This is a genomic window from Asticcacaulis sp. AC402 (assembly GCF_000495835.1).
Classification (GTDB): Bacteria; Pseudomonadota; Alphaproteobacteria; order Caulobacterales; family Caulobacteraceae; genus Asticcacaulis.
Genome location: NZ_AWGC01000004.1, coordinates 61,395 through 88,393, shown reverse-complemented (window position 1 = coordinate 88,393; position 26,999 = coordinate 61,395). Strand labels below are relative to the sequence as shown.

Genomic DNA, 26,999 nt, shown 5'->3' with positions numbered 1-26,999 from the left:
AAAGATGGATGTGATGGACAAGCCTGTGACCTACGACGCCCCCGCGCCCAAAGCCGGTATTCTCGATATCGCCCCCTATGTTGGCGGCAAGTCGAAGATCGACGGCGTCGCCGAACCGATCAAACTGTCGTCGAACGAAAACGCCCTCGGCTGTTCGGCTATGGCCGCGGCAGCCTTTTCCGAAGCTCAGTCCAAACTGTTCCGCTATCCCGACGGTCACGCCAACCCGCTGCGCGCAGCGGTTGCCGCCTATCACGACCTGGAACCCGAGCGGCTGATCTTCGGCAACGGTTCGGACGAGGTCTTTGGCCTGCTGAACCAGACCTATCTCGAAGCCGGTGATAACATCGTCACGGGCGAGCACGGCTTTCTGGCCTACCGCATCAGTGCCCTGGCCTGCCAGGCGCAGGTCCGCCTGGCGCCCGAACCCGACCTGCGCGTCGATATCGATAACCTCTTGGAACTGGTCGATGCCCGCACAAAGCTGGTCTATATCTCCAACCCGGCCAATCCGACCGGGACGTGGAATACGCCGGAGGAAATCTCCGACCTGCGGTCGCGCCTGGCGTCGGACATCATTCTGGTGATCGACGAGGCCTATGCCGAATTCGTCGACGAGCCGACCTGGGAATCGGCACTGGAGATGGCGCGCGGCCACGACAATATCGTGGTTACACGGACCTTTTCGAAGATCCACGGCCTGGCTGGATTGCGCGTCGGTTTCGGCTACTGCCCGAAGCCGTTGATCGACGCCATGGACCGCATCCGCATGCCGTTCAACATCAACCTGCCTGCCCAGGCTGCGGCGGTCGCCGCCCTGTCGGATAGGGCCCATATCGATGCGTCCAGGGCCCAGGTGACGTTGTGGCGCCCGCGCCTGATCCAGGCGATCCGCAGCTTCGGCCTGGAGGTCGGCAATTCGGCGGGCAACTTCGTATTGATCCGGTTCCGCGACGCCGCCGAAGCCGCGCGTGCCAATGAATTCCTGATGGAACAGGGGCTGATCGTGCGTCATGTTGTCAATTACGGCTTGCCACAGTGCCTGCGCGTCACGGTCGGCAAGGATGCCGAAAACGAGGCTTTTCTGGAGGCGCTGGGCCGGTTTGCGCGCGTTTCAGAGCGATAGGCGAGGCAAGGGGTCGCACTGGCGGCGATTAGACGCTATGTTATTGCGATTGCCGCACGACCCCCTGAGATTCCATGCCTGATCAAACCACCACATCCGCCTCGCGCGCCGAAAAAACGGAACGCATTGCTTTCGGCCAGGGGTTCCTGAAAGACTGCTGGTGGTTCGCCGCCCTGTCCGGCGATCTCAAGCCCGGCAAGCTGCAACGCTATGTTTTTCTCGGCGAACCGGTTCTGCTGGGCCGCGATCTCGATGGCAAGGTCTACGGCATCCGTGACATTTGTCCCCACCGTGCAGCGCCTCTGTCGGCTGGCCAGATGGTGCGCGATGGCGCGTCCTGTGTTGTGCAATGCCCCTATCATGGCTGGACCTTCAATACCGAAGGCACCTGCACCAAGGTCCCGTCCCTGACGCCGGACCAGGAGATGGATGTCGATCGCGTCCGGGTACGAAGCTACGCCATCCGTGAACAGCAGGGCATTGTCTGGATCTTTATTACCGCTGACGCCCGCCGTCCGACCGAGCCCGACCATGAACCGCCAGAGCTTCCGGGCGTGGTCGGTGGTACGCCAATCATCGTCGAGACCATGGATTTCGAGTCGCATATTGATCACGCCGTGGTCGGTCTGATGGATCCGGCTCATGGCCCCTATGTCCATCAGCAATGGTGGTGGCGCTCGGCCAAGTCGCAACTATCCAAGATCAAGGCATTCGAGCCGCGTGAGCATGGTTTCGCCATGGTCCGGCATGCGCCGTCGAAAAATTCCCGCGCCTACAAGATTCTGGGCGGCGCGCCGGCCACCGAGATCACCTTCCGCCTTCCGGGTATCCGATACGAACATATCGAGGTCGGTGCAAAGCAGGTGCTGGGCCTGACCTGCCTGACGCCGATCGATGACACGACCACCCGTATTACCCAGATTTTCTGGAGCGACCACGGCCTGTTCCGCTTCATCTCGCCGTTATTCCGGCTGGGGGCCAAGGCCTTCCTGCAGCAGGACGGTGACATGGTTAATCTGCAGAACGAGGGGCTGAAGTACGACCCCAGCCTGTTGTGGATCGACGACGCCGATACCCAGGCCAAGTGGTATCAGCAGCTCAAGAAGGAATGGATGTCGGCGCGCGGCGAAGGCCGGGCGTTCGTGAACCCAGTGAAGCCAACGACTCTCAAATGGACGTCATAGAAAGTCCCAATATCTTGAAAAATCAATAAAAGCTTATACGCCCCCACTATGCGGGGGAGTATAATGTCAACCCGCGAAAATCTTGACTCATCGTGGGTTGGCAAGCGCGCCAGAGAACGTACTTCGGGCGCCCGAGCTTTTGCGAGGAGCCATGGGGGGCGCCTGGTCCGGCGCTTGAGCTGAAAAAAACGAATACCAAGCGTCATTCTTTATGAGGCTTGGTATAAGGTAAGACTCTGGCGCTGTTAGTCTTTAAGCGTTCCGCAGGCCCGCAATCACCAGCTTGACCTGCAAGGTGACACTGTCCGACAATTGCTTGACGTCGAAAGTGGCCGGTTCGCGGCTATGCTGGAAGGCGCGCCGCATATTGGCGAAACACAGGTCTTCCAGGATTTCCGCCGCGGCCTCGATGGCTGCATGGGCTGGCAGTTCCTTGCGCTCGACCGCCGCTTTCAACGTATCCAGAAGGGCGTAGCGCACCATATCGCTCATGCGGGCGATTTCGTTCAACCCTGTCTGAGCCGTCTGGCCGGCGCTCCATTTCATCACGAAGGCCGATAGGATCAGACGGGCATTAACCTGAGCATATTCGTAGCCGCGCATCAACTGCTGATGGAGCCGGGCGGTAAGGTCCAGGTTTTCGTCATAGGCTTCGCGCATGACGGTGATGACACGGGCGTTTTCCTGCTCGACGACGATCAGGAAAATCTCGTTCTTATCGGCGAAATTGGCGAACAGGGCGCCGGTTGACAAGCCGGCGGCCTTGGCCATATCGCGCAGGGTGGCGGCTTCGAAACCACGTTCACGAAACAGCGCCATAGCGGAATCGAGAATCTTCTGGCGATTGCGTTCCTTGGAACGCGCGCGGCTGACAACGGGCAACGGCGTGTCCTGGGAGTCGAGGGAGGAGGGCGGGGAGGGAGCGCGGGAGGTTTGGGGCAAGCTACTGACTTCGTACATTGGACGGGTTACACACACTAAAGTTGACGCTACGGAAAATTTTCCGTGGTCCGGCCCTTCCTAATAGTATGGCGACTCCGCGGTTTCAACGGGAAAGGCGGTTATTTTTATCGATCGAAAAAAACGACGAACGACCTTGTATCATAAGGGAAATGTTCTCATATGGGGTAATATCGATTGCATGCAAGCCCCTCGACATTTGCCGTCAAAAGCGCGATGAAGCGCTCATGAGCCTGTTTCTCCTTATTTTGTCGCTTCTGGCGATGTTCGCGGTAGTGGTCGTGCTGGGTTTCGGCCTTTACAGTCTGTTCAAAGGCGGTGATTTCGGCCGCAAATGGTCCAACAAATTGATGCGCTTGCGCGTACTGTTCCAGGCGATCGCCATTGTCCTGTTAATCATCACCGTCTGGTTCGTCCAGCAGGGCCGCTAGAGCGCAATCCGATAAAGTGGAAGCCACCGCACTGGCGTCCCCGTTTTCGGAAAAATTGCTTGCAAAGCAAAAATTTAGAGCGGGAAGACAGCCGTTTGCCGCCAGAGGATGTCTGAATGGTCAAGCTGAACAAGATCTATACCCGGACGGGCGACGACGGTAAGACCGGACTGGCCGACGGATCGCGCCGGTCCAAGGACGATTCGCGCCTGGCCGCCATCGGCAGCGTCGACGAAGCCAATGCCGCTCTGGGCCTGGTCCGGTTGCAAAGCCACGGCGACTTCGACGACCTGCTCTGCGTGGTGCAGAACGACCTGTTCGATCTCGGCGCCGACCTGGCGACGCCCAGCGATGACATTGCCTGGACGCCAGTTCGCATCCGTAGCCCCCAGGTGACGGCTCTGGAGGCGGCGCTCGACCGGCACAATGATGAACTGAACCCGCTGACCTCATTCATTCTGCCCGCTGGCAATGCCCTGAGCGCCCACCTGCACCTGGCGCGTACTGTGGTGCGGCGGGCGGAGCGCGATGCGGTGACCCTGAACCGTACCGAACCCGTTAATCCGGAGGCTCTGAAGTATCTAAACCGTTTGTCGGACTTGCTGTTCGTACTGGCGCGGCATGCCAATGACAAAGGGCGGGCCGATGTGCTATGGGTTCCGGGTCAATAAAGAGGCCAACAGCTTGAAAACCGTCATCAGCCTTGTCGCTGCCATCGCGCTCGTGGTGCTGACGGGCTGCGACGACGGGGATGCCGCCAGGCAAACGGGTACGCCCTGGTCCGGTGCGCCGCTGCCGGTACATGAAATCACCATCGAAATCGATGACAAGGGGATGGCGGCGTTGACCGAGGCCAACGACAAACTGCGCGTCACCACCATCTACTACGGTTTGCCAACAAGTGCGTCGGCCGCCAAGGCTAATGATCGACACGAACTGCCGATGGGCAGCCAGACCTTTGTCGTTGACCGTAGCACCAGGAGCATCAAGGTGACGGGGGAGGGGCTGGATGTTACGCTTCTGGCCGACACGGCCGATGGCCAGGTTCAGTACAAGACCAACGCCATCGGTGTTACCCAGGCCAATTTTTACCATGACATTGTCGACTGCAGCATCGCCCGCGGCGTCCTGACCAAACCGCAAGTAACACCAAGGGTGATGAAGTGTGCCTTGAAGGCGCCCTGATTACTGGCTCGCGGAGGCTTCGGACGCGACAGGTCGGCCGGTAATATTGACAATGCTCAGCGGGACGGCGCATTCGCGGTATTTGTAAGACCACCAGTTTCCGGCATCCTCACATTTTTTACGCGGAAACTCGTACAGCAACTGCCAACCCGTTACGGCCAGGCTGGCGGCAGCGAAAAGCCCGACAAAGTAGAATTTCAGGTGAGGGATTTTACTTTTCATGGCGTGCAGGAGCTGTCGGGGCGAAAACTATAGGGAAGGGAAGAAATTCTGGCGATTTATGCGCCAAACCTTCCGCGAGGGCAATGAAAAAACAGCCTTTTTTACTCTAAATTCGCCACTTGCCGTAGCGTGACTGATTGACTTTGGCGGCGCACGTCGTAGAGATCGCGTCAAAAGATGGCGCAGACAAAAACAGGGTCTGCGCCCGGCGAGAGGTGACAAGGCCATGAAGCTTTTGGTGCCCGTAAAGCGGGTTCTGGACTACAACGTCAAGGTGCGCGTCAAGGCGGACCAGTCGGGTGTCGACCTGGCGAACGTCAAGATGTCGATGAACCCCTTCGATGAAATCGCGGTCGAAGAGGCCACCCGTCTCAAGGAAAAGGGCATCGCCACCGAGGTGGTCGCCGTCTCCATCGGGCCGGCCCAGGCGCGAGACACCCTTATCACCGCCCTGACCATTGGGGCCGACCGCGGCATCCTGATCCAGACCGATCAGGACGTCGAGCCCCTGGCCGTCGCCAAGCTGCTCAAGGCCGTCATCGAACAGGAAAAACCCGACATCGTCATCATGGGCAAGCAGGCCATCGACGGCGACAACAATGCCACCGGCCAGATGTTGGCCACCCTGCTTGACTGGCCGCAGGCAACCTTCGCCTCGAAGGTGGTCATCGCCGACGGTGAAGCCCAGGTGACCCGCGAAGTCGACGGCGGACTGCAGACGATCGGCGTCAAGCTCCCGGCGGTCATCACCACCGACCTGCGCCTGAACGAGCCGCGTTACGCCTCGCTGCCGAACATCATGAAGGCTAAGAAGAAGCCGCTCGACGTCAAGTCGATCGCCGATTACGGCGTCGACATCACGCCGCGCCTGAAGGTGGTCAAGGTCACTGAACCGGCCAAGCGCCAGGCCGGGATCAAGGTCGCCGACGCCGCCGATCTGGTTGCCAACCTCAAGACTGCGGGAGTGCTGTAACATGTCCGTCCTCGTCATTGCCGATCACGACGGCGCCCACCTCCGCGACACCACCAACAAGACCGTCACCGCAGCCCAAAGGCTCGGTGGCGACATCGACGTCCTTGTCTATGGTGAAGGTCTTGCCGCCGTCGCCGCCCAGGCCGCGAAAATTGCCGGTGTGCGCAAGGTCCTCACGGCGGAATCTGCCGAACTGAAACAAGAACTGGCCGAGGCCGTCTCCGCCTTGGTCACCGGCCTGGCTGCCGGTTATGACGTTGTCGCCGTGCCGGCCTCGTCGGCCGGCAAGAACTTCGCGCCGCGCGTTGCGGCTCTGCTTGACGTCTCATTGCTGTCGGACGTTATCGAAGTGGTCGACGCCAACACCTTCGTCCGCCCGATCTATGCTGGCAACGCCCTGGAAACCGTCCAGACCGCAGAAGCCAAAAAAGTCATGACTGTGCGCACGACGGCCTTCAAAGCAGCCGGTGACGGCGGCAACGCGGCCATCGAAAGCACAGCGGCGCCTGCGGCTTCGTCCAAGGTGCGCTACATCTCGGAAGAGAAGGTTGTGTCGGATCGCCCGGAACTGGGTGCCGCCAAAATCATCGTCTCCGGCGGCCGTGCGCTCGGTTCGGCCGAGGAGTTCCAAGCCGTTCTCGATCCTCTGGCTGCACGTCTTGGCGCCGCCGTTGGTGCGTCCCGTGCCGCCGTCGATGCCGGCTATGCCCCGAACGACTATCAGGTCGGCCAGACCGGCAAGGTGGTGGCGCCGGATCTCTACATCGCCATCGGCATTTCGGGCGCTATCCAGCACCTGGCCGGGATGAAGGATTCCAAGGTCATCGTTGCCATCAACAAGGACCCGGAGGCGCCGATCTTCAGTGTCGCCGACTACGGCCTGGTCGGTGATTACAAGACCGTTTTGCCAGACCTGATGACGGCGCTGGGCTGATCCGGCCCCAAACGCGTTCACATCGCAAAAAATATGGCGGGCCGCGTTGTTTTACGCCGGCCAGCAGCGCTATATGGAAGATACAGTATCTATAAGGACCCGGGCATGATCATCAAGACAGTCGGTATTATCGGCGCAGGCCAGATGGGGGCCGGTATCGCTCAGGTGTGTGCCCAGTCGGGCTACGACGTTTTCCTCTATGATCAATCTGCGGATGCAGTGAAGGCCAGCCTCGCCCGGATCGAACGCGGACTGAACCGGTTGGTCGAAAAGGAAACGATCACGGCTGAGGATGCGCAAGGTGCCCAGTCTCGCCTGATGCCGGCGGCCTCGGTTCAGGACCTGAAGGACTGCGATCTGGTCATTGAGGCGGCGACAGAAAACGAGCAGGTCAAGAATGCCATCTTCAAGTCGGTGTGTGAGCACCTGAAGCCCGAGGCTTTTCTCGCGTCGAACACCTCGTCAATCTCGATCACCCGTCTGGCGGCGGCGACCGACCGGCCGGGCAAGTTCATTGGCCTGCACTTCATGAATCCGGTCCCGGTCATGAAGCTGGTCGAGATCATCCGCGGTATCGCCACCGAGAGTTCGACCTATGAAATCGCTATCGACTTTGCCCGCTCGCTGGGAAAGACGACGGCCGTCGCAGAGGACTTCCCGGCCTTTATCGTCAACCGCATCCTGATCCCGATGATCAACGAGGCGATCTATACCCTGTATGAAGGTGTGGGTACCGTCGATGCCATCGATACCGGCCTGAAGTTGGGTGCCAATCATCCCATGGGGCCGCTCGAACTGGCCGACTTTATCGGGCTGGATACAGTTCTGGCGGTGATGAACGTCCTGTATGACGGCCTGTCAGATTCCAAGTACCGCCCATGTCCATTGCTGGTCAAATATGTCGAAGCTGGCTGGCTGGGCCGCAAGGTCGGCCGCGGCTTCTACGACTATCGCGGCGAAAAGCCGGTCCCGACGCGCTAAATGACATCAGGTGCCCTGCAGTTTCGCACACCTGAACGGACGTGGATGATCCTGTCCGCCGTGGCGGCCCTTTGTCTGCATGGGCTTCTGTGGCTGGTCGCAGCATGGCTCGTAACCGACACAAAAACGCCTGGCGGCACCCTGGCGGAAGTCCTGGGAGAGGTCCAGCGTCAGATGGTGCTGGCAGCTTTCTGGGTCGTGGCGTCGCTGGTCCTGTGGAAGATAACCTTGCCGCCTTCGCGCTTGCATGCTCTGGTAATTGTGCTGTGCGGTGCCCTGTTCATAACCCTGGCTGGAAACATCGCCGCTCTGCTCAACTACATGATCAAGGGCGCGACGCTGACCCAGGAGTTGATCTCTGCCTTTACCATCTATCGCGGCTTGAAAGGTCTGGGCGAGTTGGCCCTGTCGATACCTACGGCCATTGCGCTGCAGGGGCTGGCCCTTAGCCGCAAGATCATCTGATATGACGGGTGGGCGCGAAGGGGAACGGTTCGCGACGCTCGATCACATTCGAGGCCTGTCGATTCTGGGCATTCTGATCGTCAACGCCATCGCCTTCGCCCAACCCTTCGACGTCTATGTCGATCCGACGCTGTCACCGGTGCCGATGAGCGAAGCGGATGCTCTGGCCCACTGGGCGATCGAAAGCTTTGCCCGCGAAAAATTCATAACCCTGTTTTCGCTGCTGTTCGGTGTCAGCGTTTTTCTGGTCGGGGAAAGTCGTGAAAACCCACTGCAGCGAAGGCTGATCTGGCTGCTCGTCTTCGGCCTGATCCATGGTGCTCTCATCTGGCACGGTGACATTCTTTTGCTCTACGCTGTGACCGGACTGGTCTTCATGCAATGGCGCAACCGGCCGGCGCGCTGGCTGATCCTGATGGGTGTCATCGTCTACCTTGTCACCAGCGGCGCCATACTGGGCCTTAACATCCTGGCGCAGATCATGCCGTCGGCGATGGAGATGCCGCCGCGCGACCCCGGTCTTGTCGACCAGATGCGCTCCGGCTTCTGGAGTTCATTGACGGGGAATGCCTGGCAGTGGCTCAAGGATGTTCTTCCGGTGGTGATCTTCTATGGCCCCCATACCCTGGGTCTGATGATGCTCGGGCTTGGCCTGTTCAAGGCCGGCTTTCTGAAGGGCGAAAGCCGGGCTGTCTGGTACGTTTTGGCGATCGCGGCCGGGGCTGCGAGTGTGGTCCTGACCGCGGGCCTGCTTTTTCCCTTCGTTGCCGACGGTGACAGGGCGTCGGAGTTATGGCTCCTGGAAGAGGCGGTGCAGACCTTGCTGCCGCTGGTGATTTCGCTGGGCTATGCGTCGGTCCTGGTCCTGGTGGCGCGGTCCCGCGGCGGCTGGCTGTTGTATCCCCTGGCCTGCGTCGGGCGGATGGCCTTTACCAACTACCTGACGCAGTCGCTGATCATGACGGCTTTATTCTATGGCGGCCGCGCTCCCGCGGGGACGGTGATCCTTGGCTACGAATTGCCGCTGTTCGGAACGATCAATCATTCAGGCCTGGTGCCGATCGTGGCGGCGATCTGGATCGGGCAACTGCTCTTCAGTATACTGTGGCTGCAGGTCTTCCGATACGGGCCGTTCGAGTGGGTGTGGCGCTGTCTGACCTATCAGCGCTGGATGCCAATCCTGAAGTGACGAGGACTGGAGTTCGATGCTTTAGGTAGAATCAAAACCCCTCTCTAAGTTTTTGTTTTGTCGCGCAATTTTTCCGAAAAGTGCTGCACACTTTATCGGATTGCGCTCTAGACCTCGCCCCACATCCGCACCAGATTGCCGATCGTCTTGCGCAGCATCAGCACCTGGTCGCGGTCGGTCGCCACGAGCAGCATGCGTTGCAGGTCGAAAAGGATATCACGTTCGTCCTCGCGCTTGGTCAGGCTGTGAATCCAGCCGACACAGGCCAACCGCTCGCCGCGTATGACCGGCGCCACCTGGTGAAGCTGGCTGGTCTTGTGGATCACCATATCTCCGGCCTCCAGACGGATATCACGCGTGCCGTCATTGGCTTCCAGCGTCAGCGCTCCGCCATCATAGTCCAGCTTCGGTGTCAGGAAGAGCGTAAAGGTCAGGTCCGTCCGCATCGGATTGCCGTTCTCGTCCTTCATCAGCGGATCGATCGGATGCAGGCCGAAGCGTTCACCCTCCATGTGTCTGGTCAGGATAAAGGTCGAAAACCGCGCCGGCTGGGCATAGGCCTGGACCAGCGGGTGGCGGGTGACGAGTGACTTGACCCAGCCCATGACCGCACGCGCTTTGGAATCGTTGTGTTGCGGCTCGCCAGCCTTGCCGCGGCGGACGGCACCGGCCGGCAGGGCCTTCAGCCGGATCGCGACCTCGGCGAGTTCTTCCTTGTCGAGGGCAGATTGAATGAAGAGCATAAAGAATCGCCAGAGAAAACGAAAAGGGAGGCGGACCTTGCCTCCCGCCCGCTCTGTTGTAAACGGCGATTACTCGGCGTTGAGCTTGTCCAGCAGGGCAATGACCTCAGGCGTATCCCACGAAGCTTCGCCATCGAGACGGGCAACCATGTCCCCGTTCTTGTTGAGGATCAGGGTCGAGGGCAGGCCGGCGACATTCAGTTTCGAGGTCTTGGCAACCAGATCTGGATCGACATAGACCTCCAGTGGCTGCTGGACGTCGATGAAGGACTTGACGTCGGCAAACTTGTCATCCGTGTCGCCACTCAGGGCCACCACCGCAACACCCTTGCCGGCATAGTGTTTTTGCAGGTTAGCCAGGGTTGGCATCTCATAGCGGCACGGTGCGCACCAAGTCGCCCACAGGTTCAGCACCACCACCTGGCCCTTGAAATCGGCCAGGTGCAGGGTCTTGCGGTTGCGGTCGAGAAAAGCGAGGTTGTCAATCTTCTGGGGCGACGCAAAGGTGACCATGCTCGCGATCGAACCCTTGACATAGGGCGCCAAAGGCCCTTCGGCTTCCGCCTTGACCGCGGATTCAGCACCGGTCAGCGGTGCACCGCCGAACAGTTGCGGCGCCAGCTTCCAGGCGGCAAAACCCAGAACGCCGATAGCGACAATAGCAGCGATCACGACGGCAATCACCAGGCCGCTTGGCCGGCGCTTTTTCTGTGCTTTCCCAGTGTCGCGCCACTTGGGTTCGCCACCGTCCTCGGCTATAGGCTGCGCAGTCTGATCGGGCCGCGGCGCGGGTTGCGCCGTCTTCAGTTCGTCACTGTCCAAAGGGTTATCCATGAGCGATCATACCGACGACGCGTCCCCCAAACCCCAACAGGGGCAAAAGATGTGGGGCGGACGATTTAGTGCCCGACCCGATGAAATTATGCAAGCCATCAATGTTTCCATCGATGTCGACAAACGCCTTTGGCAGCAGGACTTGCGCGGCTCGCGCGCCCACGCCGCCATGTTGGCAAAACAAGGTATCATAAGTTTTGGCGATGCCAAAACGATCGACGACGGACTGGCGAAGATAAAGGATGAGATTCACGCGGGCGTGTTTCCTTTCCGCCACGAATTCGAAGATATTCATATGAATATCGAGGCGCGCCTGCGCGAGCTGATCGGGCCGGTTGCCGGGCGGCTGCATACGGCGCGTTCGCGCAACGATCAGGTGGCGACTGATTTTCGCCTGTGGGTACGCGATCAGATTGACGTGACGCTGGATCAACTGTTGGCCCTGCAAGGGGCACTGCTGCAACGCGCCGAGCAATATGCCGACGCCCTGATGCCAGGCTTTACCCACCTGCAGCCGGCCCAGCCGGTGACGTTTGGCCACCACCTGATGGCCTATGTCGAAATGTTCAGCCGCGACCACTCGCGCTTTACCGATGCGCGCACGCGGATGAACGAGAACCCGCTGGGCTGCGCCGCCCTGGCCGGATCGCCGTTCCCGATTGATCGCTTTGCTACCAGCACCGAGCTGGGTTTCGACCGGCCGATGGCCAATTCGCTGGACGGGGTATCGGCGCGCGACTTCGCCCTTGAAGCCCTTGGTCATGCCGCCATCTGCGCCGGCCACCTGTCGCGCCTGGCCGAGGAAATCGTCATCTGGACGACGCCGATGTTTGGCTTTGTCAAACTGTCGGACGCCTTCTCGACCGGTTCGTCGATCATGCCACAGAAACGCAATCCTGACGCCGCCGAGCTGGTGCGCGCCAAGACCGGCCGGATCACAGGTTCGCTGATCGCCCTGACCACGGTGATGAAGGGACTGCCGCTCGCCTATTCCAAAGATATGCAGGAGGACAAGCCGCCCGTGTTTGAGGCCTTCGATGCCCTCGATCTGGGCCTTCGCGCCATGACCGGAATGGTACTGGATCTTGACGCTGACACGGCCAGGATGCGCGCAGCTGCCGGCGCCGGCTTCTCGACGGCGACGGACCTGGCCGACTGGCTGGTTCGAGCCCTGGACATCCCGTTCCGCGATGCCCACCACATTACCGGTGCCGCCGTTCGCCTGGCTGACGACAAGGGTGTGGATTTGGCGCAACTAGACCTCGCTGATCTGCAAAATCTGGAAGCCAGGATCACGGAGGATGTGTATAAGGTCTTAACGCCTGAAGCTTCCGCCGCGTCCCGCCAGTCCTATGGCGGCACGGCGCCGGATCAGGTTCGTAAACAAATCCAGAGTTGGAAGGATCGCCGCCTATGATGACCGTCAACAAGACCCGCCTAATTACCTCGGCCGCCCTGACGGGCATGGCCCTGCTGGGCGGAGCGCTGCTGCTGTCGGCCTGCGGCAAGCTGGGTACGCTCGAACAGGCGCCGCCCGTGTATGGTGATGACGCCAAGGCATCGTGGTCGGCGTCGAAGAACGCCGGCGGGGGCTCGACCGCCACGCTGGACGACAGCGCCGCGCCGAACGAGACTGAACGCGCCCTGCCGCAAGCCGACGACGACAACAGGATGGACGACCCCTACCGCGGCAACAAGAAGGTGCAGGACGCGCCGCTCGAAGGCTTCGGCAACGCCACCATCTTCAACAATAACACTCCCAAATAGACTTACCGATCGGGTTTCGTGTGAACCATTTCGACTACCAGGACGGTGAACTGCATTGCGAAGGCGTTTCCCTTACGGAGATCGCCCGCGAGGTCGGGACCCCGGTCTATGTCTACTCATCGGCGACGCTCGAACGGCACTATACTGTCTTCGCCGGCGCGTTGAGCACCATGCCGGCCTTGCGCTCCCCCAAGGAAGAGGCGCCGCTGGTGGCCTATGCCATGAAGGCCAATTCCAACCTTGCCGTCGTGCGCACCCTGGCGCTTGCCGGCTGTGGTGCCGATACGGTCAGTGAGGGCGAGATCCGCAAGGCGATGGCCGCCGGCATTCCGGCCGAGCGCATCGTCTTTTCTGGCGTTGGCAAGACCGACGGCGAAATGGCCTTTGCGCTAAAGGCCGGCATCTATCAGCTGAACGTCGAATCAAGGCCCGAACTCGACCGCCTGGCCCGGGTGGCGGCATCGCTGAACATGATCGCCCCCTTCGTCATCCGGATCAATCCAGGTGTCGGCGCCGGCGGCCATGCCAAGATCACCACCGGCGGCGCCAAGGATAAGTTCGGCATTTCTGCTGAAGAGGCGCTGAAACTCTATGCCGAGGCGTCCGCGCACCGCAACCTGGCGCCGGTCGGCATTGCCTGTCATATCGGTTCGCAAATCACCGACCTGACGCCGATGCAGGCGGCTTTTTCGCGCATGAGGGGCTGGGTCGAGGCTCTCCGTGCCGAAGGCCTAAGCGTCGAGCGGCTGGATCTGGGTGGTGGCTTGGGCGTGCCCTATTTCAACCAGCCGACACCGCCGAACCCGGCCGATTTCGCCGAAATGGCGGCCCTGACGGTCGGCAATCTGGGGGTTCGCTATACCTTCGAGCCCGGCCGACTGATCGCGGCTAATGCCGGGGTTTTGGTGTCGCGAGTCGTCCATGTCCATGAGCGCAGCGACAGCGGCCAAAAGTTTCTGGTCCTGGACGCAGCGATGAACGATCTGTTGCGCCCGGCTCTGTACGACGCCTATCATGACATCCGGCCGGTGGTGCAACCGGCCAATGACGATGCCGAGATCTATGACGTGGTCGGTCCGGTGTGCGAAACCGGCGATACGTTTACCCGCGACCGGCAATTGCCCCGGCTGCGGGCGGGTGAACTGGTCGCCTTCATGACGGCAGGGGCCTATGGCGCTGTCATGGGGAGCGAATATAATTCGCGTCCGCTCGCCCCTGAGGTGTTGGTGCGTGACGGTCGCTTCGCCGTCGTGCGTCCTCGCCCCAGCTATGATGAGATGATTGCGCGCGAACCCTTGCCCCAGTGGTTGGAACCTAAGGGTTTGCGGCCGCGGGTAGCCTTGGCATAGATTGATGAAGATGAGTGTCCCTGGGGGAGTTATGTCGGTAAGCAAGCCGTCAGCCTTGTCACCTTTGAACCGCGCCCTGTTCTGGACGCGGTTGGTGATGATCTGGGAGCGTCTGCTTCCGGCCCTCTTTCCCTATGTCCTGCTGGTGGCGCTGATTGCGGTTGCGGCCCAGTGGGGACTGTTCCTCTACCTGCCGAGCTGGCTTCATGCTGCGATGCTGTCGCTGGGTTTGCTGGTGGCGATCTTCGCCTCGTTCCGGGCGGTTTTCAACTTCCGCATGCCGACCTTTACCGAGTTGAACACGCGTGTGGCGGTAGACAACGGGCTGAAGCCCGAGCGCATCCTGGCCATGCGCCATCAGGTCGACCAGCCGCCTTTGAGGGTCGGCAAGGCCAAGGCCGGCATCGCCCAGTCCGATCCGTTTGCCCTTCGCTTTGTGGCCCTGGTGGCGGCGGTCCTGGGTTTCCTGGTCCTTGGACCGGTACCTTGGAGCCGGGTACAGCACGGCTTTATGCCCTTCGCCCAACTGGAAGCTTCGGCGGATATGCATCTGGCGCGGAAATAGTGGATTTCGAGGAAAACGGCTTATACCAAGCCTCATAAAGAATGACGCTTGGTATTCGCATTTTTTCAGCTCAAGCGCCGCATGGCTCCTCGCGTAAGCTCGGGCGGGCAGTCGCCCTTGCCAATCCACGATGAGTCAAGGTCATCATGGATTGGTATTAGGCTACTTCTTGGCGGCCTTTATCATCGTAACCACGTCGTTCGCCATCTTTCAGCTTGTTGGCGGCATTAGGAGAGGTAGGGTTATAGCCCCTTGGACGATGTTCCCGTCCAAGCATCGAACATCTCAGCCCTTCGGTTTTTGGGTCAGCATGGTTTATTATACAATCTGGGTGGCCGGCTCACCATGGGCTGCCTTCGCCTGTTTCCAGATTATCGTGAGGCCCTAATCCATCGCCCCGACGTAGGGCAGGCCACGGTACTTGCCGCCGTCGTCCAGGCCATAGCCGACCAGATAACGCGCCGGGGCTTCCCAGGCGGTGAAGTCCGCATCTATCTCGCGCCGGTTGCCGTCCTTCAACGGATCGGGCTTTCGCGCAAACACTGCTGTCAGGACCTCGGCAGCGCCGGCCTCCCGGACGATCTCGACGGCAATCTTCAGTGACGCACCGGTATCGAGCACATCGTCCATGATCAGCACTTGCCGGCCCTCGACCGGACGCTGCAATGGTGCGCGGATCAGCATGGCGCCGCTGTGATGGTCGTCACCATACGACGACAGCCAAAGGGCGTCGAAGGCGATGTCGCGGCCGGAACGGTTCAGGGCCCGCGTCAGGTCGGCGGCGAACCAGATACCCCCGGTCAGCAAACAGATGCCGACACAGTCCGGACGAATATAGCTGACCAGGAGGTCGGCCAGGACCTGGACGCGCTGCTGGACCTCTGCCTCGTCAATAAGGACGGTCGGCACGAGAGCCACGTCAGTGGCCGGACTTTTCTGGGGTGTGGTCGTCATGAGCATTGGCCGGCAGTTCGGACCGGAGAGCCGGTGCCGTGGGAGTATGACCGTCACCGGCCATAGCATGATCTGCCGCGCCGTGGTCCGGCGCGATGCCCCCGGTTAAGGACTCTTCCGGGCCGTGTCCAGTCGAATCGTTTGCAGGCTTACCATGACCGGCGTCATTTGGCCCGGCATCGCCATGATTTTTATCCCTGGACGCAGGTGTCGTACCGTGATCGCCGCCATCGTGTTGTTTCGGGCTTTCGTTGCGCAGGGCCAGGTTTGGCTTGTTCATGGCCTCAAGATCGAAGCCGAGTTGTATGGACCCGCCCGCCGTCAGGTTCTTCGGATCCTTGACGTCGAAAGTCAGGGTGCGGGTCGCTTCTGGTTCGACCATCAGGCCGCCTGAGGGAATAAGAACGGTGTCGAACGGCTCACCCGTAGCGTCATACAGCTTGATCTTGACCGGCGGCACCCGCGTCGGCCGATCGACCAGGTTGGTGATCTTGGCATTGACTGTCACCACGAAGCGGCCGTCCTTGAAGGCAGCGTCGGCAGTGTACTCATCTATGCTCAGATTGGAGGCATTGACCGGGATGTTGACCATGGCATAGGCGCCGGCGACGCGCGGGAAGGCGCGGACGATGTCAACGCGGAAAAAGAAGCCGATGACCAGAAAGGCGATAACGGTCGCCCCCATCACGCCCCAGACGATGCCCTGGGCGGTCAGTTCCTTCAGCCGCTTCTTGTCCTCGACCATGGCGCGATACTGGCCGGGCAGTTTGCGCGGCTTGACGTCCTGCAGGTCTTCGGCACGGGACGGTGCCGATGGCGATGGCAGCGGCAGCTCAATCGGGTCTTCCTGGCGCTCGGCATGCCAGGTCGACTTGCACGCTGCGCATCGCACCGTCCGCCCGCCGGAGGGCAGTTGCGAGTCCTGCAATGTATAGCGCGTCGCGCAGTTGGGACAGGTGAGAATCATAACCGGAACGGATCTGGAACGCCCCGCTCCAAATCCTGCACAGGACGTAAATGATGCACAGGTAGACGGGGCACAGGTATACGGGGCACAGGAAGGCGGGGCACTTTTTGGTATAAGACTAGTCTTCGCCCGACAAATGACGAAGTTTCTTAACCATATGTCGCTAAAAAGTCTTAACAACCGGTCAAGCCTGACCGCTTCGTGGCACCATGGCTCAGTCTATCGAAAAAAATCGCCAGAAAAACGTGGTGACCAACGCGGTCCCGGGCTTTTTGCCCGGTGACGACGCCGTCGTGGCCTTCGACAATGTCAGCCTGGGCTATGGCGGCAGCCGCGAAGCCCACCTGTCCGACGCCAACTACATCCTCAAATCCTTGTCGTTTCAGCTTCCGGCCGGGTCGTTCCACTTTTTGACCGGGCCGTCGGGCGCCGGCAAAACCTCCCTGTTGAAAATGATCTACCTGGCGCAACCACCGTCAGCCGGCCGGATCTCCCTTTTCGGTGAGACCGTCAACAGCTCCGACCGCGCGCAGATCGCACGCCTGCGTTCGAAACTGGGCATCGTTTTCCAGGAATTTCGTCTCCTCGAACATCTTAACGTTTTCGATAATGCCGCCCTGCCTTTGTTCGTCCACGGCCAACCCTTCCGTCAGTACCGCGACGATGTCTCCGAATTGCTCAGCTGGGTCGGACTGAAGAACCAGCTCCAGGCCATGCCACATGTCCTGTCGGGCGGAGAAAAACAGCGCCTGGCCATTGCCCGTGCCGTCGTCACGCGACCGACCCTGATCCTGGCCGATGAGCCGACCGGTAACATCGACTACGCCATGGGTCTGCGCATCATGCGGCTGTTTGTCGAACTGAACCGGCTGGGCGCCACCGTGCTCATCGCCACCCATGACGAAAGCCTGGTCCGCGCCTCGGGTATGCCGGTGCTGGAACTGAAGGATGGTCATATCTTCCGCCGCGACCTCAACGCCACGGTACCGTCATGACCGTCGTTTCCCGCCTGGCGTCGATGAAAGCGCGCCACCTCCTGCCCGACCAGGATCAGCGCGAGATCGCCCTGCATTATGTCATTGGCGTGCTATGCGTTCTGGCCTGCCTGGCGGCGCTGATCGTTATGGCGTCGGACCGTGCGGCACGCGGCTGGGCGCGCGAGATCCGGGCCGAGATGACGGTCCAGGTGCGGCCGACCGGTCTCGAAAGTGGTTCAGTCGCCGCAGCCAAGGCCGCCGAGGTCCTGGCCGGGGTCAAGGGAGTCGGGCAGGTGACGGCCATTGAGCCGGAAAAAGCCAAGGAACTGATCAAGCCGTGGCTGGGCGAGGCCATCCTCGATGACCTGCCGATTCCCAACCTGGTCACCGTGCGACTCGATCCCAAGACGCCGGCGACGCCCAAGGCGCTGACCGAAGCCCTGATTGCCCACGATATCGACGCCTCAATCGACGACCATTCGGTGTGGATGAAGGATGTCGAGCAAAGCGCTTTGACTATACGTTTGATTTCGTTTGGTATTTTCTTCATCATTTTTACCGCGACCGCGGCGGTGGTCGGCTTCGCCACCCGGGCGGGGCTGACAGCGCGGGCCAATATCGTCGAGGTTTTGTCGCTGTGCGGCGCCAGCGATCTGTTTATCGCGCAACGTTTTCAGTACCGCTTTGCCCGCATGGCGTTCGAGTCCGGTTTACTGGGCGCGGCCATCGCTGCCGGCGTGATGGCGGTCATAAAAGCCACAGGTTCCTCACAAAGCTTCGCAGTGGCTCTTCCCTTTTCATGGTTAGACCTGTTAGTATTACTTCCATGTCCGTTCGTGGTGGCCGTTATTGCCGCCGTCACGGCGAGGATTGTCACCTTGCGGTTGCTGGGAGGTAAGGGGTAGGTGCGTAGTCTTATCGCATTCCTGGTTGTGGTGTTGCTGTGGGGCGCGGGCCTTCTGGTCTTTGCCGACCGCGTCATCGACTCTACTCCGGCGATCGAGCCCGAGGAGCCTGCTGACGCCATTGTTGTCCTGACGGGCGCTTCAGACATGCGGCTCAAGGAAGGCATGCGACTGCTGGAACGGCGCAAGGGAGAGCGCCTGTTCATTTCCGGCGTCAATCGTGACGTCAAGCGCCCCGAACTGATGGACGTTACCGAAGGCTCCAAGCGGTTGTATGAATGTTGCGTCGACCTGGGCTATCAGGCAGAAAACACCGTCCAGAACGCCCGCGAAATCGCCGAATGGGCGCGCGGTCACGACTTCGATACCTTGATCGTTGTGACCTCGGACTATCACATGCCGCGGTCGCTTCTGGAGCTTAAGGCCGACATGCCCGACGCCCACTTTGTCGCCTATCCGGTTCCGACCGCCGACCTCAATGCCCGCGACTGGTGGAAATCGCCGAAAGGCGCACGCCTCATCGTGCTGGAATACTGCAAGTACCTGGCGATCCTTGGCCGCGATGCGGTGTTAAGCGTTTCGCGGTCGATGGGCGACGAGGGCAAGAAGGAAATTCCGCCACCGGGTTCGGAAACGGATGCTTCAGCCATGAGTGTGGGCTAAGGTCCTAATGTGACCTTAAGCAGACCTGACCTTATGGTATCCTTGCCAATTCGTTCGGTCGCGGGTACGCCTTAAGCATGACTCGACTGCGCTCCCTGCTTTTCATACTGTGGCTCTACGGCTCGATGGCCTTCTACGGCATCGTCTGCTCGCCTTTCATGCTCCTGCCACTGCGTTATGCCATGCTGCCGGTCCGCTGGTGGGGACACACCGTCCTGTTCGGAGCGCGCTGGATCGTCGGGATCAGGGTCGAGTTCCGCGGCCTGGAACACATGCCCGATGGCCCTGCTCTTCTGGCTGGTAAGCACCTGAGCATGCTCGACACCATCGCGCCGTTCACCGTGCTGAAATTGCCGGCTTTTGTTCTCAAACAGGAACTGTTGTACATGCCGTTCCTGGGCTGGTTTGCGGCGCGCACCAAGATGGTGCCAGTGCGCCGCGACGAAGCCGCCAAGGCTCTCAAGAGTATGGTCTCAGCCTGCCGTGAGCGGCTGACGGAAGGCCGCCAGATTCTGATCTTTCCCGAAGGGACACGGTCTGAGCTTGGTAAAGACCCGATCTATAAGCCCGGTGTCGCGGCACTTTACCGCGACCTGGAGGTGCCGTGTCACCTGATGGCAACCAATTCCGGTCAATTCTGGCCCGGCCACGGCATCGATCGCAAGCCGGGCACGGTGGTGTTCGAATTCCTGCCTCCACTGCCGGCGGGTCTGAAACGCGCCGAGTTCATGGCCCAGGTCAAGGACCGGCTTGAAACTGCGTCGAACATCCTGATTGCAGAGCAGACCGCGCCGCGGTGATATCTTATCCTACGCCGGCCTTGCCGGTTGGCGGAATGTTTGAGGATAAGGCGAGGTGCTCCCCAATCCTTGAAACCCACAAAACCAAACGCTTGACTCTGCATCCTGTATTTCATACACTGTATATCACACAGTATGTATTATACAGTGTATGAGGCACAGTCTATGGACGAGGATGGCGACCTGTATGAAAGCCTGCGCGCGGAACTTCGCCGCGGTTCCCTGGGACTGGCCGTGCTGGCGCGTCTGCGCGTCGAGCGCTATGGCTATACCTTGCGCCAGGCCCTGGCCGATGACGGGCTCGAGATGGAGGAGAGCACCCTCTATCCCCTGCTGCGACGGCTGGAGAGCAAGGGGCTGCTGAACAGCGAATGGCGCGAGGAGGAGAAACGCAAGAAGCGGTTCTACGTCCTGTCGCCCGCCGGTGAAGCCATGCTGCAGAGGCTGATCCAGGAATGGCGGACCATCAATATGTCATTAGAGAAAATCACCGGGGAGCAGGGGCGATGACCATGCTGGAAGACTATCTGCGCGCCGTATCGCGCCTTTTGCCGCGCTCTAAACGTGAAGACATCGTCGCCGAACTGCGCGATGAAATCCTGACACGTATCGAAGCGAAAGAGGCCGAACTGGGCCGCCCGATGAACGATGGCGAAACCGAGCAGTTGCTGCGCGATTTCGGTCACCCGATCGTGGTGGCGGCGCGCTATCGCGATGGGCCGCAATACGGCGTCGGCCCGGCGCTTTACCCCTACTGGGCCTTTGCCGTGCGATTCGCCGTCATCATCCAGGTCTGCGTCTCGGTGATCGTCTTTGTCGTCAAGGCCTTGAGCGGCGGCGATATCGCCGATGCCTTCGGAGCGGCGATCGGTTCGGGCGTCACCGGTGCCATGACCCTGATCGGGTTTGCCACGGTCGCCGCCTGGCTGGCCGAGCGCAAGGGCATCAATCTCGACTATCTCAACACCTGGCGCGTCCAGGATCTCCGCTTTCTCGATTTCGCTTTTTGGGACTGGACCGATGTCCAGGAATGGATGGAACAGATGAAGACGTCAAAACACGCTACGGCCACGGCCGGCTTCGATTTCAGTGATGACTTCCGGGCCATCGGACAGTCGACGACGGGGCGCGGGATCGCCATCATCGTCGTTGGAGTGGTACTGATCCTGTGGTGGGTCGGACTTCTGCGCTTCGGACTCGCGTCGATTTCGATCGATTTCGCGGCCCTGAGCCTTTATCCGGGGGCGCTGACCCAGGTCGACTGGCCGGGTTTCAAGGCAGAGCTCTACTGGCCGTTCCTCGCCTATTTTGCCGCCCTGATCGCCTATGGCGTGGTGATGCTCACCCATCCGGGCGGGGTTCGGCTGCGGGGACTGGTCGATATCGTTATTGGCGTGTCAGCGATCTTCATAGCCGCATGGATCGGGACAGCTTCCTCGATTGCGCCCATCGTCGGTTTCAACAGCGTTGCCCAACTCATTGAGCGGGTCCTGGCCTTTGTGGCGCACCCTGTCCCTGTACCGCTGGAAACGGTCGTGACCCTGATCCTCACCTTCACGGCGATCGGCGGTTTCTTCCGCGCTCTGCGTGGCCTGTGGGATGTCGTATCCGGCGGCTACGCCGAACGGGGCCGCTTGACAGGTCAGTCCGCTTGACAGATTGGGGCGAAGCGGCGATTCGGTGCGGCATGGAGAAGCGGATTACACTTGAAGAAGGGTTGAGTGCGGAGCAAATCGTCGCCGGTTAGCTGGCCGCCTACGATGTCCGTGGTATTGAGATGTTCATATCGTACTGGGAGCTCGACGCCGGGATTTACCAGCATCCGCACACGCTTCTGGCCAAGGGTTATGGCGATATCCGCGCCCTTCACGTCGTGCGTTTGCTGGAGCCGGATCTGAAGGCGGTGCTGATCAGCCGGACCGTCATGGGCAACCGGGTGGTCGATACCCAACGGGTGACGCGCAACTTTCCGTACGGCAAGGGCGAGGTCGATGCGGTCGGCATCTACGAGGTGCTCGGTGGCCGGATCAGGAAGGCGTGGTTTTTGATGGCCCGCCCCGCATGTCCGGAGCGAAAGCCTGATCCTTCCGCGCAGCGGATTCTGTGCGAAGTGGGTCCACAGATTACACAGATCAAGAGGGATTAAAGTAAGCGTTGCCGATGCTTTCTTAATCCCTCTTGATCTGTGTAATCTGTGTAATCTGTGGACCATCTTTTCGAAGGTTCCGCTGCGCGGCCCTCAGTTATCCTTGACCATATCGACACTGGTCGGGCAGCCGTCCAGCTTGCAGGGCAGGGTGTCGTTCCAGCGCAGCAGCCGGATCACCGTCTCGCCCGGGTCGGTGCGCGGGTCGACCGGGACGACGATCACCCGGGCGTCGAAAGGTGCCTTCAGAGTCGCTGTGACGTCGCCGAAAGCATTGGTGATGACCGCCATGACCTCACCGGCCTTGACGTCCTGGTTCAGCCTGACCTTGGAATGGGCCCAACCGCCGTGCGGCGAGCTGACGTCCCGGGTCTCGTTGCCGACAAAGGGCGCCGGGCCGGCGGTCGCGACCTGGCCGGTTAGCATACCGGCATCGATCATGACATTGCGGATCCCGGCCATGGCGCGCCCGATATAGGCCTCATCCCACGATTCGGCGGTGCCCAGCTCATAGGTGACTGCCGGAATCTCCACACCGTTCAGCATATTCTCGACCGCGCCTTCGATGCCGGGGTCCATGTTAATGACGTCAGGCCGCAGCAGATCGCCGAGGTGCCGCGCTGCCTTGGTCTGGGCGAAGACATAGACGGCATAGGTGCCGCCGCGCGACTGGGTATGCAGGTCGATGGCGAAATCCGCATTGCCCATGAACAACTGCGACCACAGCCGGGCAGCAAAGCGCGTAGCGGCATCGGTATCACCGGCGACCGCTTCCGGGTCGGACGGGATCAGCCGGTTGAGATTGCCGCCGGCGCCACCATGGCTGGACGTATAGGTGCGCGTCGAATGCAGCAGGCCTGGCGTGTTCAGGCCCGGTATGGCCACCACGGCACCGCTCAGGGTCCTGGGGTCAATCTCCTGGGTGAGGCGCTGGATGACGGCGATGCCGTTAAGCTCGTCGCCATGGATGCCGGCAGTCAGCAAGAAGTCCGGGCCAGGCTTCTCGCCCTTGACCACCACCACCGGGACGTACCAGGCTTGGCCGGTCGGATTATCGAGCGCGCGGAACCACAGTTTGGTCCGGCCCACCGGCAAGTCGGCAACGTCCAGGCGTTCGATCACCCGGGCGCCGTCGATGCGGTCGCCGGTGTACAAGGTGGCGGCGGGGCAGGACGTGGCAGCCAGCAGCCCGGCAGCAAGCAGGGAAAGAAAGGGTTTCATGCGGTTCTCTTTTGGTGGATGATAGGGCTTTTGCGTCTGCGTCAATGGCGCCGATGACGATCAGGCGTCGTTTCAGGGGATCGAGCTTCTCGCCGTAGCGACGCCAGGCGCCGAGGCCCGGTTCGTCATTGACCGCGCGTTTTCGCACTTCCAGCGCGCGCGGTATCTGCCCGGCCTGCTGGAACACAGCGCCCAGGATATTGAGGTTGCCGCCATCGGAAGCACCTGCCGCCAGGGCCCGGTCCGCGACAGCGATGGCTTTGGCATTGCGGCCCAGAGAGGCCAGGGCGCGGGCATGCTGGGCCAGAAAGCTCACCTGACGTGGTGTGGCCGGAAGCGTGCGCCTGGCGCCCTCGGCGAAGACGCGTTCGGCTTCGGCAAAGGCCCACAGCTCGCTGGCAGAGCAATCCCACAGCCACAAGGCATCAAGCCTTGCCGGGTCCAGTTCGGCAGCCCGGCGGGCGGCTGTCCGTGCCGCTTCGGGGTTACCGCGGCGGAGATTGGCTATGGCCTCGTCGAGAGCGCGTTCGACAGGGGTGGCGGGGCGGCTGACGGTAAACATGCGGGTTACTCGGGCGTGCGGCCACCCTTTTTAGCGCTCAATTGCTCAACAAGGCAAGGTCAGGCCGGCAGGTGCGCCCGCCAGGCCAGAAAATCGGTAAACGCCTTCAGGGTGATGGCTTCCAACTCGGGTTTGATGACATCGAAATTGATCTTGCTGGCAAGCCGCATCACGATGTCACTATCGGCATACTGATCGTAAAAGGTCCTATCCGCCGCTGTCATGGTCGCTGGATCGGCGGTCAGGGAGGGGTCGCCGCCCTGGGCGACGAGTTGCTGGATGTAGTTGATCTGTGACAGACGCAGAAGCACCTTCAATTCTTCCATGGTGAACGCCTCGGTGCAACTGGTCGCCAGCTTCTCATTGAGTACGGACTCCTGTGCGTACAGTCCGTCCGTATAGAAGCTGACCAGCCGGTCCTGCTCCGGCTGTGTTAAGGTCTTTACGGTTTCATCGGCCAGGAGGGTCTGGGCGCCGGCGCGCGCCATAACATCGACGATCTTGAGATTTCCTATCACCTGGGTGGTGATCTGAAGCTTGGCCAGATCGCTTGTTTGGGCGCTTGCGGGCGCCGCAACGATGACAGCTGCCAGAGGCGCAACCATCAAGGCAGAGGCGGCAAGCAGAACCTTGAGGGATTTCTTAACGGTCATGTATGGACCCTCCTGTTGAAGCATTGTCACTCGGCATGGTAACTCGCCAAGGCGGATTCGCCGGCGCTTGTAAAGAAAGGTGCGGCGCTCGAATAGTCGAACGTGGTGAAGAATTTGCTGACCCATATCTGACCAATAAGTCCGTAGAACAGGTCGCGTTCCGCTGCGGTCATGCCGGCGGCGTTGGGCGTGGCCAAACTGGGGTCGCCACCGGCCAGGACCAGGTCCTGGGTGTATTTGATGTTCGACAACTGGACCAGCTGATCCAGTTGGGTGGCGCTTAAGCGCTCGAAATTAGCTGCGACCAAGGCGTCGATGACACCAGCCCGCCGCAGCTCCATCTCTGCATTGAACAACGCTATCAGGCCCGCCTGATCGGTCTTCGGCAGGGCGGCGATCTCAGGCGTACCTATCAGTCCCTTGCGGCCACCGAACATCAGCAAGTCGAACATCTTCAGATTGGTGATGATCTGCCGGCCCTTGGCCAGATCAGTGGCCGCGACAGGTTGAGCCGTGTGGGCTGCCGCCGTCGGGATACCTAGGGTGACATGGGCGAGGAAAAAAGGAACCACGCCCGAAAGGGCCACGGTAAGCGCAAAGGCCTTCGCAACGCGCATGGGCCGATTCCTTCCCAGTCGCGGCGCTACTGGCCGGTTTCAAACTGTTTGACGATCTGGTACTGGGCCAGACGCAGGTCCAGCTCAGCGGCACGATCGATTTTGCCATCGTCGTTCAGGCGCAAATGGGTCAGCTTGCGCTGCGGATCGATGTCGAAAGCCGCGATGAGTTGCATCAGTTCCGGAGCGGTCAGAATGCCGGCCTGGGTGCGGGCATTGAGGTCGAGAACCTTGTCCTCGAGTTCGGTCTGCGCCACGGCTGCGATGGTCGCGAGGCGGTAACGGTCAGTCTCGGTCAGCTTGTTGAAGTCGATATGGCGTGCCACTTCCTGGATGATCAGCTTCATGTGCTCGGTCGACACGAAGTGGCGGATCAGGTCCTCGGTACCGTCAACGCGGAACAGGGTGCGGGCCAGTCCCATTCTTTCTTCGAAGGCCGGGTTCAGCCCGGGCGCAGCGGCGAAGGTGGCAGCCTGATCGGCGGTGATCTTGCCAGGGTTTTCAAACGCGGCAACGATGGCTCTGCCGGCCTGTTGGTCCCAGATGGCCACCTCTGGCACTGCGGGCTGTATGCCGAATCCGCTGGCCACGCCGAAGGCAAGGCCCGCCGGTTCGGACTCAGGGGCGCTCAGTGCCAGAAGATTGTCGAGGGTGCGGGTATCGGGCATGACAGCGGTCGCGACGTCAGCGCCGGCAGCCATGCCGGGCGTGGCAGGAATGGCAATCGCGTGGGCCGTATCGGCGTTGGTATCCGTTTTGGGCGTTTTCCCACCCATCTGTCTTATGTAGGCGCCGAGTTGCCTGGACTGATCGGCCGTCAGGGTTGTTGTTTGGGTTGCTTGTGCCTGGGCGGACCCGGCCGTCAGAGCCAGGGCGAGAGAAGCAGCAATAAAACGAAACGAAACAGGCAAAACGCACTCCCCCGGGGAACACTCAAAAAAAGCAGATCAACTGGCCATCGATTCCTGAAAGGTCTTGATGATCTTGATGACGGCCTCGACCATATAGGACTGGATTTGCTGGGTATTGGCTTCGCTCTGGCTGAACTTGCCGGCGTTGTACTTGGCGGCTGCCACTGAGGAATTGGCGACGATCAGCTGCTGGATCTCGTCGGCACTGAATCCGGCCGACTGTGTGACGGCAATGTCGTTGATCAATGCGGCTTCGGTTTGGCCCAAAACGGAGGTGGCAATGACGTCGTAGCGAGCGTTGTCTTCGGCCGACAGGGCCGGCCTGCCGGTCCGTTCGACAACGATCAGGCGGGTCGCTGCCTTGGTATTGCCGATGACGTTGCGGATGTTGCGGGCCTGGCCGTTCATCTCCATCAGTTGCTTGTACAGATCCACCTTCCTGGCGGCATTGGCCGAGTCGGCGGCGTCGTTCAGCTGGGCCAGAGCAGGACTGGCGACATCGCCCGCTGCGACGGCGTAGCGATTGGACGGTGCCGCGTCCACGATTTCCTGTGCCAGGACGGTCGTAGTACTCAGTGCAAAGACAAGGGCGGCGGCAGCGACGTGGATCGTCTTCATGACGAACATCCCCAGAAAGCCAAAAGTAAACAGACGATAAACCGGGGGATGCGAGGTGGCAAGGCTTGAATCGGCTAATCCAACGCATTCCCGCCAC

32 protein-coding genes are annotated in these 26,999 nt (G+C 60.6%); 21 read left to right on the top strand and 11 right to left on the bottom strand.

What is annotated here, in order from left to right; all coding sequences use genetic code 11:
- Positions 1-13 precede the first annotated feature (13 nt).
- Both hisC and ABAC402_RS22875 read left to right on the top strand, forming a co-directional pair.
- Positions 14-1,126 carry a histidinol-phosphate transaminase gene (hisC, locus tag ABAC402_RS22880; RefSeq protein WP_040409789.1) on the top strand — a complete coding sequence of 371 codons (1,113 nt, stop codon included), beginning with the start codon at positions 14-16 and terminating at the stop codon, positions 1,124-1,126.
- 74 nt (positions 1,127-1,200) lie between these two features.
- Positions 1,201-2,310 (top strand): aromatic ring-hydroxylating dioxygenase subunit alpha, encoded by a 1,110-nt coding sequence (locus tag ABAC402_RS22875; protein WP_023447972.1) that lies wholly within the window; start codon positions 1,201-1,203, stop codon positions 2,308-2,310.
- A gap of 252 nt (positions 2,311-2,562) precedes the next feature.
- Here ABAC402_RS22875 and ABAC402_RS22870 read toward each other — a convergent pair whose 3' ends face one another.
- Positions 2,563-3,192, bottom strand: a complete 630-nt coding sequence (locus tag ABAC402_RS22870; RefSeq protein WP_023447971.1) for a TetR/AcrR family transcriptional regulator — start codon at positions 3,190-3,192, stop codon at positions 2,563-2,565.
- A gap of 305 nt (positions 3,193-3,497) precedes the next feature.
- Between ABAC402_RS22870 and ABAC402_RS22865 the strand changes: the two genes are divergently transcribed.
- From ABAC402_RS22865 to ABAC402_RS22855, 3 genes are all read left to right on the top strand, one after another.
- Positions 3,498-3,701, top strand: a complete 204-nt coding sequence (locus tag ABAC402_RS22865) for a twin transmembrane helix small protein (protein WP_023447970.1) — start codon at positions 3,498-3,500, stop codon at positions 3,699-3,701.
- Between the two features lie 116 nt (positions 3,702-3,817).
- Positions 3,818-4,372 (top strand): cob(I)yrinic acid a,c-diamide adenosyltransferase, encoded by a 555-nt coding sequence (locus ABAC402_RS22860; RefSeq protein WP_023447969.1) that lies wholly within the window; start codon positions 3,818-3,820, stop codon positions 4,370-4,372.
- 13 nt (positions 4,373-4,385) lie between these two features.
- Positions 4,386-4,886, top strand: a complete 501-nt coding sequence (locus tag ABAC402_RS22855; RefSeq protein WP_155847278.1) for a hypothetical protein — start codon at positions 4,386-4,388, stop codon at positions 4,884-4,886.
- Here ABAC402_RS22855 and ABAC402_RS22850 read toward each other — a convergent pair whose 3' ends face one another.
- A complete protein-coding gene (locus ABAC402_RS22850) occupies positions 4,887-5,108 on the bottom strand; it encodes a hypothetical protein (protein ID WP_023447967.1) in 222 nt (73 codons plus the stop codon).
- A gap of 226 nt (positions 5,109-5,334) precedes the next feature.
- Between ABAC402_RS22850 and ABAC402_RS22845 the strand changes: the two genes are divergently transcribed.
- The 5 genes from ABAC402_RS22845 to ABAC402_RS22825 all read left to right on the top strand — a co-directional run bounded on the left by ABAC402_RS22845 (position 5,335) and on the right by ABAC402_RS22825 (position 9,650).
- A complete protein-coding gene (locus ABAC402_RS22845) occupies positions 5,335-6,081 on the top strand; it encodes an electron transfer flavoprotein subunit beta/FixA family protein (protein ID WP_023447966.1) in 747 nt (248 codons plus the stop codon).
- 1 nt (position 6,082) lies between these two features.
- Entirely contained in the window at positions 6,083-7,015 is a 933-nt protein-coding gene (locus tag ABAC402_RS22840; RefSeq protein WP_023447965.1) for an electron transfer flavoprotein subunit alpha/FixB family protein, read from the top strand.
- A gap of 105 nt (positions 7,016-7,120) precedes the next feature.
- The gene (locus ABAC402_RS22835) at positions 7,121-7,996 is read left to right on the top strand and encodes a 3-hydroxybutyryl-CoA dehydrogenase (RefSeq protein WP_023447964.1); all 876 of its coding nucleotides are present in this window, start codon (positions 7,121-7,123) and stop codon (positions 7,994-7,996) included.
- Positions 7,997-8,461, top strand: coding sequence for a hypothetical protein (locus ABAC402_RS22830; RefSeq protein ID WP_023447963.1), 465 nt, complete (start codon positions 7,997-7,999; stop codon positions 8,459-8,461).
- Position 8,462: 1 nt separating this feature from the next.
- Positions 8,463-9,650 (top strand): DUF418 domain-containing protein, encoded by a 1,188-nt coding sequence (locus ABAC402_RS22825; RefSeq protein ID WP_023447962.1) that lies wholly within the window; start codon positions 8,463-8,465, stop codon positions 9,648-9,650.
- A gap of 107 nt (positions 9,651-9,757) precedes the next feature.
- Here ABAC402_RS22825 and ABAC402_RS0119660 read toward each other — a convergent pair whose 3' ends face one another.
- Both ABAC402_RS0119660 and ABAC402_RS0119655 read right to left on the bottom strand, forming a co-directional pair.
- Complete coding sequence (locus ABAC402_RS0119660; protein WP_023447961.1) at positions 9,758-10,393, bottom strand: Fe2+-dependent dioxygenase; 636 nt, start codon at positions 10,391-10,393, stop codon at positions 9,758-9,760.
- A 69-nt stretch (positions 10,394-10,462) separates the two neighbouring features.
- Positions 10,463-11,227 carry a TlpA disulfide reductase family protein gene (locus tag ABAC402_RS0119655; protein ID WP_023447960.1) on the bottom strand — a complete coding sequence of 255 codons (765 nt, stop codon included), beginning with the start codon at positions 11,225-11,227 and terminating at the stop codon, positions 10,463-10,465.
- 49 nt (positions 11,228-11,276) lie between these two features.
- Between ABAC402_RS0119655 and argH the strand changes: the two genes are divergently transcribed.
- Genes argH through ABAC402_RS22805 form a run of 4 tightly spaced genes read left to right on the top strand, consistent with a single transcriptional unit; the run spans position 11,277 to position 14,908 of the window.
- Positions 11,277-12,644 carry an argininosuccinate lyase gene (gene argH / locus ABAC402_RS22820; RefSeq protein WP_052025249.1) on the top strand — a complete coding sequence of 456 codons (1,368 nt, stop codon included), beginning with the start codon at positions 11,277-11,279 and terminating at the stop codon, positions 12,642-12,644.
- A complete protein-coding gene (locus ABAC402_RS22815; protein ID WP_023447958.1) occupies positions 12,641-12,994 on the top strand; it encodes a hypothetical protein in 354 nt (117 codons plus the stop codon). Before argH ends, ABAC402_RS22815 begins: the two co-directional genes overlap by 4 nt.
- A 20-nt stretch (positions 12,995-13,014) precedes the next feature.
- Entirely contained in the window at positions 13,015-14,343 is a 1,329-nt protein-coding gene (lysA, locus tag ABAC402_RS22810) for a diaminopimelate decarboxylase (RefSeq protein ID WP_023447957.1), read from the top strand.
- 31 nt (positions 14,344-14,374) lie between these two features.
- Positions 14,375-14,908 (top strand): DUF4175 family protein, encoded by a 534-nt coding sequence (locus ABAC402_RS22805; protein WP_023447956.1) that lies wholly within the window; start codon positions 14,375-14,377, stop codon positions 14,906-14,908.
- A gap of 384 nt (positions 14,909-15,292) precedes the next feature.
- Here ABAC402_RS22805 and ABAC402_RS22795 read toward each other — a convergent pair whose 3' ends face one another.
- On the bottom strand, positions 15,293-15,862 hold the full coding sequence (locus tag ABAC402_RS22795; RefSeq protein ID WP_031235080.1) for a phosphoribosyltransferase: 570 nt from the start codon (positions 15,860-15,862) through the stop codon (positions 15,293-15,295).
- Positions 15,828-16,829 carry a zinc-ribbon domain-containing protein gene (locus tag ABAC402_RS39080; RefSeq protein WP_023447953.1) on the bottom strand — a complete coding sequence of 334 codons (1,002 nt, stop codon included), beginning with the start codon at positions 16,827-16,829 and terminating at the stop codon, positions 15,828-15,830. The genes ABAC402_RS22795 and ABAC402_RS39080 overlap by 35 nt, the downstream gene beginning before the upstream one ends.
- Positions 16,830-17,038: 209 nt before the next feature.
- On the opposite strand from ABAC402_RS39080, the gene ABAC402_RS22790 reads away from it, so the two are divergent.
- The 7 genes from ABAC402_RS22790 (at position 17,039) to ABAC402_RS22765 (ending at position 22,320) form a co-directional block, all read left to right on the top strand.
- Positions 17,039-17,824, top strand: a complete 786-nt coding sequence (locus ABAC402_RS22790) for a cell division ATP-binding protein FtsE (protein ID WP_023447952.1) — start codon at positions 17,039-17,041, stop codon at positions 17,822-17,824.
- On the top strand, positions 17,821-18,711 hold the full coding sequence (locus ABAC402_RS22785; protein ID WP_023447951.1) for an ABC transporter permease: 891 nt from the start codon (positions 17,821-17,823) through the stop codon (positions 18,709-18,711). The genes ABAC402_RS22790 and ABAC402_RS22785 overlap by 4 nt, the downstream gene beginning before the upstream one ends.
- Positions 18,712-19,374, top strand: a complete 663-nt coding sequence (locus ABAC402_RS22780) for a YdcF family protein (RefSeq protein WP_023447950.1) — start codon at positions 18,712-18,714, stop codon at positions 19,372-19,374. It begins immediately after the preceding gene.
- A gap of 77 nt (positions 19,375-19,451) precedes the next feature.
- Positions 19,452-20,174: a 1-acyl-sn-glycerol-3-phosphate acyltransferase gene (locus ABAC402_RS22775; RefSeq protein WP_023447949.1), complete on the top strand. Its 723-nt coding sequence runs from the start codon at positions 19,452-19,454 to the stop codon at positions 20,172-20,174.
- Between the two features lie 165 nt (positions 20,175-20,339).
- Positions 20,340-20,684, top strand: a complete 345-nt coding sequence (locus ABAC402_RS22770; protein WP_023447948.1) for a PadR family transcriptional regulator — start codon at positions 20,340-20,342, stop codon at positions 20,682-20,684.
- Positions 20,681-21,829, top strand: coding sequence for a hypothetical protein (locus tag ABAC402_RS39075; RefSeq protein WP_023447947.1), 1,149 nt, complete (start codon positions 20,681-20,683; stop codon positions 21,827-21,829). Before ABAC402_RS22770 ends, ABAC402_RS39075 begins: the two co-directional genes overlap by 4 nt.
- Before the next feature lie 122 nt (positions 21,830-21,951).
- Positions 21,952-22,320 (top strand): hypothetical protein, encoded by a 369-nt coding sequence (locus ABAC402_RS22765; protein ID WP_023447946.1) that lies wholly within the window; start codon positions 21,952-21,954, stop codon positions 22,318-22,320.
- A gap of 93 nt (positions 22,321-22,413) precedes the next feature.
- On the opposite strand, the gene ABAC402_RS22760 is transcribed toward ABAC402_RS22765, so the two are convergent.
- From ABAC402_RS22760 to ABAC402_RS22740, 5 genes are all read right to left on the bottom strand, one after another.
- Entirely contained in the window at positions 22,414-23,541 is a 1,128-nt protein-coding gene (locus ABAC402_RS22760) for a succinylglutamate desuccinylase/aspartoacylase family protein (protein ID WP_031235074.1), read from the bottom strand.
- A 621-nt stretch (positions 23,542-24,162) separates the two neighbouring features.
- The gene (locus ABAC402_RS22755) at positions 24,163-24,756 is read right to left on the bottom strand and encodes a hypothetical protein (RefSeq protein ID WP_023447943.1); all 594 of its coding nucleotides are present in this window, start codon (positions 24,754-24,756) and stop codon (positions 24,163-24,165) included.
- 26 nt (positions 24,757-24,782) lie between these two features.
- Positions 24,783-25,373 (bottom strand): hypothetical protein, encoded by a 591-nt coding sequence (locus ABAC402_RS22750; RefSeq protein WP_023447942.1) that lies wholly within the window; start codon positions 25,371-25,373, stop codon positions 24,783-24,785.
- A 26-nt stretch (positions 25,374-25,399) separates the two neighbouring features.
- Positions 25,400-26,284 carry a hypothetical protein gene (locus tag ABAC402_RS22745; RefSeq protein ID WP_155847277.1) on the bottom strand — a complete coding sequence of 295 codons (885 nt, stop codon included), beginning with the start codon at positions 26,282-26,284 and terminating at the stop codon, positions 25,400-25,402.
- Positions 26,285-26,320: 36 nt separating this feature from the next.
- Entirely contained in the window at positions 26,321-26,902 is a 582-nt protein-coding gene (locus ABAC402_RS22740; protein ID WP_023447940.1) for a hypothetical protein, read from the bottom strand.
- Between the last annotated feature and the right edge of the window lie 97 nt (positions 26,903-26,999).